The following is a 12,336-nucleotide window of genomic DNA, read 5'->3' on the forward strand; positions in this document are numbered from 1 at the left end:
ACACCTTAGGCATACAGTCTGAAAAGCCGGTGAGAGGGCTATGAGAAATCCGCGCCGGCGCCGGTATTTTCGCGCAGGGCCCGCTTCATGATCTTGCCCATGTCGTTGCGGGGCAGGGCATCCAGATAGCGCACAGCACGGGGCCTCTTGTACGCGGCGAGCTGCGCCGCCACATGGTCGGCCAACTCCTCTACGGACGGCGGGACTTCGCCGCGCGCCGGGACGATCCAGGCGACGATCCGCTCGCCGAGGTCGGCGTCGGGCTCACCGGTCACCGCGGCCTCGCGTACGCCGGGGTGCTCCAGCAGGACGTTCTCGATCTCGCCCGCGCCGATCTTGTAGCCGCCGCTCTTGATCAGGTCGGTGGCCTTGCGGCCGACGATACGGACCTGGCCGTCGGGGTCGCGGATCGCCATGTCACCCGTGCGGAACCAGCCGTCGGTGAAGGCGTCGGCGGTCGCGTCGGGCCGGTTCAGATACTCCGTGAACAGGTTCGGCCCGCGCACCTGGATCTCCCCGACGCTCTCCCCGTCGTACGTCCCGATCGCCTCGCCCGCCTCGTCGACCAGCCGCAGTTCCACCCCGGGCAGCGGTACTCCGACGGTCCCGGCGCGCGTCTCGCAGTCGGCGCGGACGCTGGTGTTCATCAGGGTCTCGGTCATCCCGTACCGCTCGATGACACGGCGGCCGGTCGCCGCGGCGATCCTGCGGTGGTCGGTCAGCGGCAGCGCGGCGGAGCCCGACACCAGCAGCCGCGCCCCGGCCAGCGCCCCGGCGAGCGCGGGGTCCGTGTCGAGCGCCTCGGCGAGGCGGTGGTACATCGTCGGTACGCCGAAGAACATGGTGGCGCCCGAGAGGAGTTCACGGGTGACGCCCTCGGCGTCGAACCGTCCCAGGTGGCGTACGGCGCCGCCCCGGCGCAGCGGTCCCAGAATGCCGAGGATCAGGCCGTGCACGTGGAAGAGGGGCAGCGCGTGGACGAGCACGTCGTCGGCCGTCCACTGCCAGGCGTCCTCCAGCGCGTCCAGTGTGGCGGCGACGGCCCTGCGCGGCAGCACGACCCCCTTGGGCGGTCCTGTGGTGCCGGAGGTGTAGACGATCAACGCGGGTGATTCCGGGGAGGGTTCGGCGAGGGGCCGCACCGGCGCCGTGCCGGTGGCCGCCGCGCCGGGATCCACCCGTACCAGTGCCGCCAGAGCGGGCGGGAGCTTGACGTCCGGGTCGGCGACGACATGGGTGGGTGCGCTGTCCCCGACGATGTGTGCCAGCTCCCGCTCGCCGCTCCCGGGGTTGACGGGGACGACGGGGACCCCGGCGAGCAGCGCGGCCACCACGCCCACCGCCGTGCCGAGCGTGGGCGTGGCCCAGACCGCGACCCGGCCGGCGCCGCTGAGCCCGCCGGCCACGGACCGGGCCGCGTCGGCCAGTTCGGCGTGGCTGAGGGTACGGTCGCCGAACCGCAGGGCGGGGCGCTGCGAGCGTGCGGCGAGGGCCGGGAGGAGAGGGAACACGCGGTGTTCTCCTTGCTGTCGACGGGACCGGTCCTCCGAAGCCTGACACCTCCGGCAGGGCCCGGACAGATCACCCGGCGCGGGCCGGGACGTCGGCGCTCGCGCGGACGGCCGCCGCCGGGGCGGTGACGGCACCTTCCGGGGTGGCGGTCATGACCGCCACGGACACCGCGCCCACCGGACCCGACTGTCACCCGACCGGAGGACCGCGGCCTGCTCGCCCGTTACCTGTGCCCGACCGACCGGCGGGGGATCTGCACCGAGGTCAGCGAGGCGGGCCGGGAGCTGCTCGCGCGAGCGCGGCCGACCAACGACACGGCGCTGCGCGAGGCCCTCGACGCGGCGGCGCGGGTCCCCGAGCCGGCGCCGCTGGTCAGGACCGTGGAATCGGGCCCCGGCGGCACTCCGGCCTGACCGGAGCCGGGCGCCCGCCGCACGCGGAGAGCCGGACAGAAACCCTCTTTGGGCCTCTGTCCGGCTCTGTCTTTCACGTACATCTTCTTGCTGCGGGTCCGGGCCGGGCGTCCGGCGGACCTACGGGGTCAGCTGTCGTGCTTCCCGTAACGCCGCTCGAACCGCTCCACCCGCCCCGCGGTGTCCACCACGCGTCCCTTGCCGGTGTAGAAGGGGTGACTCGCGGAAGAGATCTCCACATCGATGACCGGGTACGTGTTCCCGTCCTCCCACTCCACTCGCCGCGAGGAATCCGCGGTCGAGCGCGTCAGGAAAGCGGTGCCCGCCGCACGGTCGCGGTAGACGACCGGACGGGAGACGGGGTGGATACGAGGCTTCACAGTTCTCTCCCTCCTTACGATGGAGGTCGTTTCCATCAGGTAGGTACACCCGTATAACACGGCGGCCACCAGCGGCATTCCCCGCGCCGCCGGTCACCGCGACAGTGGAGACTGGGGTGGACGGGCCCCGGCCAGGGAGCCCCGCGCACCGGAAAGCGAGCGGCCCCCATGGGTGAGTTGATCTTGATACGGCACGGGGAGACCACCTGGTCCCGGTCAGGCCGGCACACCAGCTACACCGATCTGCCGCTGACCGGGCAGGGCGAGGGACAGGCACGCGCGCTGGCGCCGCTGCTGGCGGAGCGCCGTATCGGTCTCACACTGGTCAGCCCGCTGGCCCGGGCCCGGCGCACCGCCGAGCTGGCCGGTCTCGACGGGCCACGGATCACTCCCGGGCTGCACGAGTGGAACTACGGTGCCTACGAGGGCGTCACGACCGCCGAGATCCACCGCACGCGCCCCGGCTGGGACCTGTGGACCGACGGAGTCGCCCCCGGCCCCGCCGAGCAGCCCGGCGAGAGCCCCGAGGAGGTCGGCCGGCGCGCCGACGGCGTACTCGACGAGGCGCTGGAGGCGCTGCGTTCCGCGGACGACGATGTCGCCCTCGTCTCGCACGGCCACTTCCTGCGGGTGCTCACCGCCCGCTACCTCGGGCTGGCACCGGCCGCCGGCGCGCTGTTCCTGCTCGCCACCGGCACGCTGTCCCGGCTCGGCACCGAGCACGACCGTCCGGTGATCACGGGCTGGAACCTCGCCCTCCCCGAGAGCGCGCCGCACCCCGCGCCGCGCGCGCGGCAGAACGCGGCCTGATCACAGCGCTCGCCGCCGTACCGCACGCGACAGGGCGCCGGCCCGGGGAGATCCACCGGACCGGCGCCCTGCGCGCCACACCGTACGGGACGGTCAGGCGGGGGTGATGTTCTCCGCCTGCGGGCCCTTCTGGCCCTGCGTGACGTCGAAGTTGACCTGCTGGCCCTCCGTCAGCTCACGGTAGCCCTGGGTGGCGATGTTCGAGTAGTGCGCGAACACGTCCGGACCGCCACCGTCCTGGGCGATGAAGCCGAAGCCCTTTTCCGAGTTGAACCACTTCACTGTTCCGCTGGCCATGTTGAGTCTCCGTTTCGAGGGACGCTGAGGCTCCCCGCACGGTGCGGGGAACCGGAGGTGATCGCCCTGGTCCGCAGAGACGCTGAACAGCACAAACGCCCGCAACGGCACGTCACGGGCGAGCGGTACTTCGGAACCACGACAGCTGATCAAGACGCTACATGGCGCGACGCGATACAGCCACAGAAACGACCAACTCTTGCGTTCGCGCCGCTCGATCGGAGCGCGAACGGCTCCCCGTCACCCGTTCGCCGCTCCTCCGCCGGTTCTCCGCCTACCAGTGCGGGTGCACCGAGGCCCGCAGCCGCCGGTCGTACAGCTCCTGTACGGCGTCCAGGACCGGCGCGGTGAGCGGCGGCAGTCCGGCGGCGGCGCTGTTGGCGCGGACCTGGCCGACGGAGCGCGCGCCGGGGATGACGCTGCTGACACCCGGCTGCTGGATGATCCAGCGCAGCGCGGTCTGCGCCGGCGTGGCGCCGTCGGCCACCAGCCCGGCGAACTCGGCGGCGGCCGCGAGCCCCGTCGCGTAGTCGACGCCCGAGAACGTCTCGCCCCGGTCGAACGCCTCGCCGAGACGGTTGTACGTGCGGTGGTCGTCCGCGGCGAAGACGGTCTCCCCGGTGTACTTCCCGGAGAGCAGGCCGGAGGCGAGCGGAACCCTCGCGATGATGCCGACCCCGGCGGCCCGGGCCGCCGGCAGCACCTCTTCGAGCGGCTTCGTCCGGAACGGGTTGAGGATGATCTGCACGCTCGCGACCCCCGGCCGCGCGATCGCCGTCAGCGCCTCTGCGCAGGTCTCGACACTCACCGCGTAGGCCGCGATCCGTGCCTCCGCCACCAGGGTGTCGAGCGCGTCGAAGACCTCGTCGGAGGAGTAGACGGACGAGGGCGGGCAGTGCAGCTGTACGAGGTCGAGGGTGTCCACCCCGAGGTTGGCCCGGGAACAGTCGTTCCAGGCGCGGAAGTTGTCCAGTACGTAGTTCTCGGGGATCTGCTCGGCGCGCCGGCCCATCTTCGTCGCGACGTACACCCCGGCGTCCGGCCGGTCCTTCAGATAACGGCCGATCAGCCGCTCACTGCGGCCGTCTCCGTACACGTCGGCCGTGTCGAAGAACGTGACGCCCGACTCGACCGCCGCGTCCAGGACGGCGAACGCGTCCGGTTCGGCGACCGCGCCCCAGTCCGCGCCCAGCTGCCACGTTCCCAGTCCGACGGCGGAGACCGCTCGCCCTGTCCTGCTCAGTACACGCTGCTCCATACGGATCATGCTACGACCGACCGACCGGAAAATAATTTTGCGGATGCTGCATTTTTGCATACTCTGCAATACGTGAACAGTGACGGCACTGCCCCGGGGCTCCGGGAGCGCAAGAAGCGGGCCACCCGGGCGGCCCTGGCGGAGGCCGCGGTGCGGCTGGCCGCCGAGCACGGCGCCGAGAACGTCACCGTCGAGGCGATCAGCGAGGCGGCCGGTGTCTCGCCGCGTACGTTCTTCAACTACTTCGAGTGCCACGACGACGCGTTCGTCATGCTCGACCCGGAGGCCGGGGAGCGGATCCGGCGCGCGGTGCGCGAGACGCCCGCCGGGCCACCCGCCCTCGCCGTCGTCCGCGACGCCCTGGCCGTCGAACTCAGGGACGTGGAGGGGCGGCAGGAGATCTGGGGTCTGCGGGCCAAGGTGCTCCAGCGCTCCCCGCATCTGATGGTCCGCGGTCTGGGACTGCACATCGCCGAGGAGGTCCTGCTCGCCGAGGCGATCGCCGACCGGCTCTGCGCGGATCCGGCGCGCGTCGCCCGCACGGCGGAGCGCGCCGGGGCACCGGCCGACGCCGGCGAGCCCGGCCCGTGCCGTCCGATCGGCACCTCCGACCTCGGTCTCTACCCGAGGCTGCTCGCCGCCGTCGCCACCACCGCCGTACGGGTCGCCGTCGAGCACTCGTTCGCGCAGGGACGGCCCATCACGTTCTCCGACATCTTCCGGCGCGTCTTCGACCAGTTGGCCGCCGGGCTCGCGGAACCGCCCACCGGCGGCTGAATCCGCAGCGACCCTCCACTTCCCCGTTTGAAAGAAGAAGGACACGTGAGTTCAGCCGAGGCGCCCGAACAGGCGCCGACCTCCATGACCAACCGCCAGATACTCCAGGCGATGTCCGGGCTGATGGCGGGGATGTTCGTCGCCATCCTGGCCGGCACCGTGGTGGCCAACGCCCTGCCCCGGATCATCGCCGACCTCAACGGCAGCCAGTCCGCGTTCACCTGGGTGGTCACCTCCGAGCTGCTCGCCATGACGGCGAGCGTGCCCCTGTGGGGGAAGCTCTCCGACCTCTACGACAAGAAGCTGCTGCTCCAGCTCTCGCTGGCCCTGTTCATCGTGGGCTCCCTCCTCGCGGGCTTCTCGCAGGGGGTGGGGCTGCTGATCTTCAGCCGGGTCGTCCAGGGAATCGGCGCCGGAGGGCTGACCGCCCTCGCGCAGATCGTCATGGCGGCCATCGTCCCGCCCCGCAGGCTGGGCAAGTACGCCGGGATCTTCGGCGCCGTCATCGCCGTCGGTACGGTCTCCGGACCGCTGATCGGCGGGGTCATGGTGGACACCTCGTGGCTGGGCTGGCGCTGGTGCTTCTTCATCGGCGTACCGTTCGCGCTGGCCGCGATCCTGCTGATCCAGCGCACGCTGCGGCTGCCCATGGTCCGCCGTGAGGTGAAGATCGACTACCTGGGCGCGTTCCTGATCGTCGCGGGCGTCAGCGCGCTGCTCATCTGGACCTCGCTGGCGGGCAACAACTTCGACTGGCTCTCCTGGCAGACGTTCGCCCTGACGTTCACGGGAGTCGCCCTGCTGGGGGCCGCGGTCTACGTCGAGGCCCATGTCCCCGAGCCGGTCATACCGCTGGACATCTTCCGCAACCGGACGGTCAGCCTCACCACCGTCGCGAGCCTGCTGGTCGGACTGGCCATGTTCGGCGGCACCGTCTTCCTCTCGCAGTACTTCCAGATCTCGCTCGGCAAGTCCCCCACCGTCGCCGGTCTGATGGGGCTGCCGCTGATCCTCGGGCTGCTGGTCTCCTCGACCGTCGCCGGACAGCTCATCAGCTCCACCGGCAGGTGGAAGATCTACCTGATCGTCGGCGCCGTCACCATGACGGCGGGGCTGGGCATGCTGGCCACGATCGACGCCGGTACGAGCTTCATCCTGCTCAGCGTCTACATGACCATCCTCGGTATCGGTGTCGGCCTGCTGATGCAGAACCTGGTCCTCGTGGCGCAGAACGACGTCCCGGCCGCGGAACTGGGCGCCGCCACCTCCGTCCTGACGTTCTTCCGCAGCATGGGCGGCACGATCGGGACGAGCGTGCTCGGCGCGATCCTGGCCAACCGGGTCTCCGCCGAGATGAGCAAGAGCCTCGGTGACGCGGGCGGCGGGGCCTCCGGCGGCTCCGGCGGGCACGCCGTGCCCGACATGTCGCAGCTTCCCCCGGCAATGCGGGACATCGTGGAGCACGCCTACGGCGTGGCCACGGCGGAGCTCTTCCTGGTCGCCGCGCCGATCGCGGCGCTCACGGTGATCGCGGTGGTCTTCCTCAAGGAGAAGCCCCTCAAGACGACGAGCGGCATGGAGCGGCTCGCCGAGGAAGCGGCGGAAAAGGCGGCAGAGGAGGGCCTCCCCGTCAGGACCACCCCGGTGGGCTGAGAGCGGGCTCCCGGCCGCACCGTACGACCCGGCCCCGGCCGCTCCTCCGTCAGGGAGCGGCCGGGGCCGTTGGCGTCGCGGTCAGCGGGCAGTGGGCACCGCGTCAGCCGTCAGTGCGTCAGTGGTCGTCCCAGTGGCCCTCGTGCTCGGCGTGCCGGTGTCCGTCGTGTACGTAGTCCACGTGGTCGCCGTGCGGCACCGCCACATGACCGCAGCCCGCGCCGTGCCGGTGGTCGTGGCCGCCGTGCGGGGCGTGGCCGCCCGGCTCGCACTCGTCGACGTGGTCCTCGTGGACCTGGTGCAGATGCCCGTCGTGCACGTAGTCGACGTGATCGTCGTGCGGGACGGCCACATGGCCGCAGCCCGCGCCGTGCTCGTGCGCGTGGTTCGGATGGGGGGCGTGCGCGGTTGTCGTCATGGCACTCTCCGGTCGTGCTCGGCAGGCGGTGACACCCGGTCGCTCCGGGCGCTGTTGGCCTGAATTCGCCTCCGTAACGACGGACCGCCGACCGCGTCACCGTGGTGTACGGCATTCGGGTGCGACGATCATTTGGTAATGATGTTCATGTCTGATGCCTGGCCGGGGGCGGCCTCGTCGAGGGCGGCCCGCTCCTCGACGAGGTCGAGATAGGACGTGGCGCGCGCCGCCGCGGCGGGGCGGCGGACGGGCGCCACCCGTTCCAGCGCGCGGCGGCGGGAGCGGCGCGTGAGCAGGTCGGCGCTGAGCGGGGTGCGCTCCGACATCAGGAAGGCGCGGGCGCGGCGGCGGGCCCGGTGGCGCAGGACCGTGTAAAAGCCCACAGCGACAAGGAAGTTGACGGCGACCTTGATCCCGAGGCCGGCGGCGGAGTCCAGCACGGGCGCGTCGAAGAGCGCGTGCATGCCCATGGCGGTCAGCACACAGGCGGCGGCCGGCGCGAGCCGCCGGCGCACCGGCCGGTCGCTGTGCGCGAACAGCACACCGGCGCCGGTCCCGGCGACGGCGCTCATCGCCCAGTGCGAGCCGAGACCGGTCAGCAGGACCCGGGTGGTGAAGGACTGGGTGACCTCGGTGACGCCGTTCACCCCGCCGCCGGCCAGGATCGCGTTCATCGCGTACGTCCAGTTCTCCACCACCTGGAAGCCGAGTCCGGTGAACGCGCCGAGGAAGAACCCGTCCAGCGGGCCGCGGACCAGCCGGCGGGCGACGACTGCGATCAGGACGACGCCGGAGAACTTGAGCAGTTCCTCGTTCAGCGGCGCGGTGAGCGCCGCTCCCCAGCGCGAGCCGAAGCCGACTCCGGCGGCCCTGTCCCAGATGGACTGGAGCCCGTCGTTGGCGACGAGGGCGCACGCGGTCGCCGCACTGGCTCCCCACGCGACGCCGCTCCACGCCCAGCCGCGCGGCGGATCGCGGAACGGCCGTACGCGCGCCAGAGCGGCCTTGCCCACCACGACCGTGAGCAGCAGCAGGGCGAAGGCCAGCAGCGCGAGGTCGGGGAAGACCCGGATGACGGCCGAGAACTCGAAGACGACCAGGGCCGCGCCGAGCAGGCACAGTACGGCGCAGAGCCAGCCGACCGGCCACCGGCGCAGCGAGCCGCGCACCGTCCCGTACGCCGAGGGCCCCGGCGGCACGGCGCCGGCCCTCACGGCCGCTGCCCGGGGAACGACACGCTGTGCGCCAGCGCCGTGGCGGCCGCGACCGCGCCGGCCCCGGCGTCCGGCCGCGCCAGGACGGTGATCTCCACGGCGTATCCGCCGCCGGGCGGCAGCCAGAGCGTGGCCGTGCCCGTACGGCCGTCCCTGGTCAGCGCCCCGGTCCTGCCCCGGGCGCCCGAGCGGGCGGTGAGCGCCCGCGGCGCGCCCAGCCGGCTGTCGCCGTCCGCGACCGACTGGACCCGGCGCAGCCCCGCCCACAGCTCCCCGGCCCCGGCGGCCTCGGTGAGACCGACATACGCGGCGACCACGTCGACCCCGGCGCGGGTCAGCGCGTACGTGGAGCCGGCGTCGCTCCGCGACCTGCTCAGCGACCAGCCGTCACCCGCCACCCGCAGCAGGGCCGGATCGGGCCCCAGCTCCAGCACGGCGCCGCGCGGCAGCGGCTGACGGTCGTTCAGGGCCCGGCCGATCAGCTGCCAGCCGGCCGTCAGCGCGGCCATGACGAGCACGACGGCGGCGACGACCGGCGCCGTCCGCCGGGGCGGATGTCCGGTGTCCACCGTCGGGCAGTCCCTTCAGGGTTCGTGGCGCAGCGGGGTGAGCTGCTCGATGTCGTAGCGCACCCGGAGACCGGCGATCGCCTCCGGGTCGGGGGAACCACCGTCCTTGAGGATGTCGAGCAGCTCCTCGAAGTACCGCTCGTGGTCGGACGGCGGGGACGCCTGGAAGAACATCTTCACGGGCTGTCCTGTCCGGTTGGCGAACGCGTGCGGGCAGCCCGGCGGTACGACGATGACGGTGCCCGGGGTGGCCCGTACCGCTGTCAGGCCGGACTCCGACTCCCAGTGGCGCCAGTCGTCGGTCCGTACCCTCGGTTCGAAGGCCAGCACGTCCAGTTCACCGTCGAGGACGTAGAACAGCTCCTCGCTGCGGACGTGCCGGTGGGCACCGACGTCGAAGCCCGGCGGCACGATCACCTCGAAGCTGGAGGAGACCCGGGAGTGCTCCCCGGTGACCTTGAAGGTCACCTGCTGGGCCGGTGTACGGATGGTGTTGCCCCCGCCCGGGGGGACGATGAGCCCCTCGGGCCGCGCCAGCTGGGTCATGCGGTCTCCTGGACGGTGAGTGGGTGGCGGCCGGCCGGTGCCCGGTCGGCGCGCGCTCATGATCGCCCCGACCGGACCGGCCGCGAAGGACCCGCCGGAGTGTGTTGCGGCGGGCGTCGGACCGGGCCCGGTCCGGCGGGCCCGCGCGCCCCGCACACGCCACACGCACCGCGCACTCCACGCACCCGGCTCAGCTCACCCGTTCCGGGCTGCGGCCCGCGCCGGCCAGGATCTGCCGGTCCCGTGCGGCGGCGCTGACGGTGCCCCCGGAGGAGGTCCACCGCCCCAGCGCCATCTCGGCGGTGATCCCGGGGCCGAAGCCGGCGACGATGCCGCGCGCGCCGTCGCCCACGGCGCCCTCGTCGAAGAGCCTGCGCACCGCGTCCAGGACGACCGCGCTGGCGATGTTGCCGTACTCGGTGAGGGTGCCGCGGCTGAACCGGAATGCCTCGGGCGGCACTTCGAGGAAGTGGCTGAGGTCGTCGAGGATACGGGGGCCGCCGGCGTGGATGATGTAGAAGTCGAGCCCGGTGGCGTCCCAGCCGTGCTGGTCGGCCATGGTGCGCAGGGCGGGCGCCAGCGGTTCCATGGTGGTGGGGACGCGCTTGTCCAGCAGGAAGTGGAAGCCGGTGGCGCGGACGCTGTAGGCGATCCAGTCCGTGGTGTCGGGCACGAGGTGGGAGCCGTTGCGCTCCATCGTGATGCCGGTGCCGCCCTCGCCCCGGACGACGGCGGCGGCGACCGCGTCGCCGAAGAGCCCGTTGGAGAGCAGCGAGCCGACACCGAGGTCGGTGGGCTGGTAGCAGAGCGAGCAGAACTCGCACGCCACGATGAGGACGTTCGATCCGGGGTACGCCCGGCAGAAGTCGTGCGCCCGGTTGATGGCCGCGCCGCCCGCCGCGCAGCCGAGCTGGGCGATCGGCAGCTGCCGTGTGTGGCCGGGGAACCCCATCGTGTTGATCATCCAGGCCGTCAGGGACGGCATCATGAACCCGGTGCACGAGACGTACACGATCATGTCGATGTCCGCGGGACGCAGCTCGGCGTGGTCCAGGGCGCGCCGGACGACCTCGGGCACACGGGCTTTCGCCTCGGCCTCGTAGAGCACGTTCCGGTCCTCGAAGCCGGGGTGTCTGAGCGTCTCCTCGATGGGCTGGACGATATGGCGCTTGGTCACGCCGGTGTTCTCGATCAGCCGCAGCGCGAGCGGCAGTTGCGGGTGGTCGGCGTGGAGCGAGCGGGCGAGAGCGAGTGTGTCCTCCATGGTGATCACATGTTCGGGAACCGAGACCGCGGGTTTACACAGAGTCGCCACGACACGCTCTCCTTCATTGGTGTTCACTGTGAACTGCGGCCCACACTCACGGATGGCCCACCACCCCGCAACCCGGGACGGTCCGCCGGAAGAGGGGGGTACGGGCTCCCCGGCCGGCCCTCCGGCGGGCGGCGCGCGGCCCGGGCACGGCAGCCGAGGGACCGTCAGGGCCGCCCGGTGCGACTACGGAACGTAGGGGAAGGTCCGGTCCGTATCGTCCGTTCAGGGGGTGCCGGACGGGACCGCGGCGCACGGTGGTGCGACGGGGCAGTACGTGGGAGTACGTGGGAGGACGTGAGCGATGATCCTGCTGACCGGTGTCACGGGCACCGTCGGAGGGCTGGTGGCGAGGCGGCTGCGCACCGGCGAGCCGGTCCGGCTCCTCGCCCGCGATCCGCGCCGTATCGCGGCGCTCGCGGGTCCCGGGACCGAGGTGGTGGGCGGTGACTTCGCCGACGCCACGAGTCTGGCGGCCGCGCTGACCGGCGTCAGTGCCGCGCTGCTGGTGACGGCCGATCCGCTCGCCCCCGACCATGACGAGCGGTTCGTCGCCGCGGCGCGCGCCCGGGGCGTACGCCATGTGGTGAAACTGTCCGCGCGGGCGGTGACAGAGCCGGACGCGACCGACCTGATCACCCGCTGGCAGCGGTCCTGCGAGGAGGTGCTGCGGGCGTCGGGCCTCGGCCGGACCTTCCTGCGTCCGCGGTCCTTCATGTCCAACACGCTGGGCTGGGCGGGGTCGATCCGCGCGGAGGGGGTGGTGCGCGTTGTCGACGGGGTCTCGGCCAACGCGACCGTCGACCCGCGCGACATCGCGGATGCCGCGGCGCTGGCCCTCACCGGCCCCGTCCCCGGCGCCCCGGGCCGCGCGCACGCCCTCACCGGCCCGGCGGCCCTCAGCGCCGCCGATCAGCTCGCCGTCCTCTCCGACGTCCTGGCACGCCCCCTGCGCCTGGAGCGCCTGGACCGCGACCGTGCCCACCGCGACCTGCTGGCGCGCTTCCCGGCGCCGGTGGCGGACGCCCTGCTGGAGAGCGCCCTCCGGCAGGGCTCGGGAGTCAAGGCGGGCGTGGAACCGGACCTGCCGCGCCTTCTGGGCCGCCCGGCGACCCCGTACCGCGCGTGGGCACGGGACCACGCGGAGGCATTCGGCGCGGCCCGGGCGTGAGCCCGC

The 12,336-nt window shown here is 72.5% G+C and carries 13 protein-coding genes and 1 pseudogene; 5 read left to right on the plus strand and 9 right to left on the minus strand.

Features of this window, described 5'->3' with window-relative positions:
- Nucleotides 1-38: 38 nt before the first annotated feature.
- Nucleotides 39-1,511 carry an acyl-CoA synthetase gene (locus tag AB0389_RS00825; protein WP_366393135.1) on the minus strand — a complete coding sequence of 491 codons (1,473 nt, stop codon included), beginning with the start codon at nt 1,509-1,511 and terminating at the stop codon, nt 39-41.
- A 189-nt stretch (nt 1,512-1,700) separates the two neighbouring features.
- On the opposite strand from AB0389_RS00825, the pseudogene AB0389_RS00830 reads away from it, so the two are divergent.
- Nucleotides 1,701-1,925, plus strand: a pseudogene (locus AB0389_RS00830) (MarR family transcriptional regulator); the annotation flags it as partial.
- A gap of 128 nt (nt 1,926-2,053) precedes the next feature.
- On the opposite strand, the gene AB0389_RS00835 reads toward AB0389_RS00830, so the two are convergent.
- Nucleotides 2,054-2,305, minus strand: a complete 252-nt coding sequence (locus AB0389_RS00835) for a type B 50S ribosomal protein L31 (protein WP_366393136.1) — start codon at nt 2,303-2,305, stop codon at nt 2,054-2,056.
- Between the two features lie 168 nt (nt 2,306-2,473).
- On the opposite strand from AB0389_RS00835, the gene AB0389_RS00840 reads away from it, so the two are divergent.
- On the plus strand, nt 2,474-3,115 hold the full coding sequence (locus tag AB0389_RS00840; protein ID WP_366393137.1) for a histidine phosphatase family protein: 642 nt from the start codon (nt 2,474-2,476) through the stop codon (nt 3,113-3,115).
- Nucleotides 3,116-3,208: 93 nt separating this feature from the next.
- Here AB0389_RS00840 and AB0389_RS00845 read toward each other — a convergent pair whose 3' ends face one another.
- Both AB0389_RS00845 and AB0389_RS00850 read right to left on the minus strand, forming a co-directional pair.
- On the minus strand, nt 3,209-3,412 hold the full coding sequence (locus AB0389_RS00845; RefSeq protein WP_366393138.1) for a cold-shock protein: 204 nt from the start codon (nt 3,410-3,412) through the stop codon (nt 3,209-3,211).
- A 274-nt stretch (nt 3,413-3,686) separates the two neighbouring features.
- Entirely contained in the window at nt 3,687-4,679 is a 993-nt protein-coding gene (locus AB0389_RS00850; RefSeq protein WP_366393139.1) for an aldo/keto reductase, read from the minus strand.
- Nucleotides 4,680-4,733: 54 nt separating this feature from the next.
- On the opposite strand from AB0389_RS00850, the gene AB0389_RS00855 reads away from it, so the two are divergent.
- Together AB0389_RS00855 and AB0389_RS00860 are read left to right on the plus strand one after the other, a co-directional pair.
- Nucleotides 4,734-5,447 carry a helix-turn-helix domain-containing protein gene (locus AB0389_RS00855; RefSeq protein ID WP_366393423.1) on the plus strand — a complete coding sequence of 238 codons (714 nt, stop codon included), beginning with the start codon at nt 4,734-4,736 and terminating at the stop codon, nt 5,445-5,447.
- 84 nt (nt 5,448-5,531) lie between these two features.
- A complete protein-coding gene (locus AB0389_RS00860) occupies nt 5,532-7,100 on the plus strand; it encodes an MDR family MFS transporter (protein ID WP_366393424.1) in 1,569 nt (522 codons plus the stop codon).
- Between the two features lie 118 nt (nt 7,101-7,218).
- Here the strand turns inward: AB0389_RS00860 and AB0389_RS00865 are convergent, their stop codons facing one another.
- The 5 genes from AB0389_RS00865 to AB0389_RS00885 form a co-directional block, all read right to left on the minus strand.
- Nucleotides 7,219-7,518: a hypothetical protein gene (locus AB0389_RS00865; protein WP_366393140.1), complete on the minus strand. Its 300-nt coding sequence runs from the start codon at nt 7,516-7,518 to the stop codon at nt 7,219-7,221.
- Between the two features lie 128 nt (nt 7,519-7,646).
- Nucleotides 7,647-8,732, minus strand: coding sequence for a PrsW family intramembrane metalloprotease (locus tag AB0389_RS00870; RefSeq protein ID WP_366393141.1), 1,086 nt, complete (start codon nt 8,730-8,732; stop codon nt 7,647-7,649).
- Nucleotides 8,729-9,301 (minus strand): hypothetical protein, encoded by a 573-nt coding sequence (locus AB0389_RS00875; protein ID WP_366393142.1) that lies wholly within the window; start codon nt 9,299-9,301, stop codon nt 8,729-8,731. The genes AB0389_RS00870 and AB0389_RS00875 overlap by 4 nt, the downstream gene beginning before the upstream one ends.
- A 15-nt stretch (nt 9,302-9,316) precedes the next feature.
- Nucleotides 9,317-9,847, minus strand: a complete 531-nt coding sequence (locus AB0389_RS00880) for a cupin domain-containing protein (RefSeq protein WP_366393143.1) — start codon at nt 9,845-9,847, stop codon at nt 9,317-9,319.
- Between the two features lie 190 nt (nt 9,848-10,037).
- Nucleotides 10,038-11,162 (minus strand): type III polyketide synthase, encoded by a 1,125-nt coding sequence (locus AB0389_RS00885; protein WP_366393144.1) that lies wholly within the window; start codon nt 11,160-11,162, stop codon nt 10,038-10,040.
- Between the two features lie 301 nt (nt 11,163-11,463).
- Between AB0389_RS00885 and AB0389_RS00890 the strand changes: the two genes are divergently transcribed.
- A complete protein-coding gene (locus tag AB0389_RS00890; protein WP_366393145.1) occupies nt 11,464-12,330 on the plus strand; it encodes an NAD(P)H-binding protein in 867 nt (288 codons plus the stop codon).
- Nucleotides 12,331-12,336: the final 6 nt, after the last annotated feature.

This window comes from Streptomyces sp. NPDC093109 (assembly GCF_040701725.1).
Taxonomy (GTDB): Bacteria; Actinomycetota; Actinomycetes; order Streptomycetales; family Streptomycetaceae; genus Streptomyces.